This window comes from Pseudomonas sp. EL_65y_Pfl1_R83 (genome assembly GCF_963970695.1).
In the GTDB taxonomy this organism is placed as follows: Bacteria; Pseudomonadota; Gammaproteobacteria; order Pseudomonadales; family Pseudomonadaceae; genus Aquipseudomonas; species Aquipseudomonas tritici.
Window position 1 is genome coordinate 1 of record NZ_CAXAQI010000054.1, and the last position, 858, is coordinate 858.

Sequence of the window (858 nt, forward strand, 5' to 3'; positions counted from 1 at the left end):
TGAACGACCCGAACGAAGCGTATGACGTCCTGCCGATGGAGCAGGAGCCGCACGGCCCGCCAGCGGACTGGTGGACCGTCGCCAGCAACGGCATCCCGGTCCACCATTTCGCGCCCGGCCGCAAAGCCGAAGCCGAGCGCTACGCGACCGACCCGGCCTTCCGGCAGCAACTTTCGGCCTCACGCAAATATCACGACTGATCGGCTAGCCTCCGCCAAGCGTCGCACGCGCCGCATGCACCGCAAGCTGATAGACGACCCACCCCTCGACGACGACGAACGCAAATCCGGCCATCAGGACCACAACCAGGAGCGCGGTCCTCACGTCAGGCTCCCCGGCATGAAGCAGCGGATCGAGGGCCCGGTATAGCCCCAGATCGGCCAGACCATGGTGGCGCCCGCGCGGTTCGGCTCCGTGATCACGGTATCATCGGGCACGTCGAGCCAGACCATGTCTTGGCTGCCCTGCTCGCGCGGGATCCTGACGCGGTAGTGACCGTCCTTGATCTCCCAGTCGACGTCGGAGATCGCATAGCCGTCGGCATCCGAGCAGCACGGGCCCCGCCCCGAGCGCAAGGAATCGAACCAGGGCTTCAGCGGCGAGGCCGCATAGCGGCCGTCCGTATCGCGCGCCATGACCTGCACCAGGGCGCCGAAGACGAGGACGCCCATCACGAGGGAGGCGAGCGCCAGCCTGCTGGCCGTCGGATCTGGCGGCCGAGCACGCTTGCCGCAAAGCCCGGCGCGTAGCTGTCGACCGTCGCGATCATGAGATCGGCGACCTCCTCGCGGTGATCATCCCGATCTACGCCGACCAGGGCTCCTTTGCGATGATCGCGCTCATTCGCGGCGAGGATCG

General features: G+C 67.4%; 3 protein-coding genes. 1 reads left to right on the plus strand and 2 read right to left on the minus strand.

The features are described from left to right. A partial coding sequence (locus tag AACY08_RS27535) for a hypothetical protein (protein ID WP_339472266.1) occupies positions 1-200 on the plus strand: 200 nt, incomplete at its 5' end. A gap of 120 nt (positions 201-320) precedes the next feature. Here the strand turns inward: AACY08_RS27535 and AACY08_RS27540 are convergent. Together AACY08_RS27540 and AACY08_RS27545 are read right to left on the minus strand one after the other, a co-directional pair. Then, positions 321-671, minus strand: a complete 351-nt coding sequence (locus tag AACY08_RS27540) for a hypothetical protein (protein ID WP_339472267.1) — start codon at positions 669-671, stop codon at positions 321-323. Next, positions 671-858 (minus strand): hypothetical protein (locus AACY08_RS27545; protein WP_339472268.1); only part of this gene is annotated, 188 nt, incomplete at its 5' end. The genes AACY08_RS27540 and AACY08_RS27545, both read right to left, overlap by 1 nt.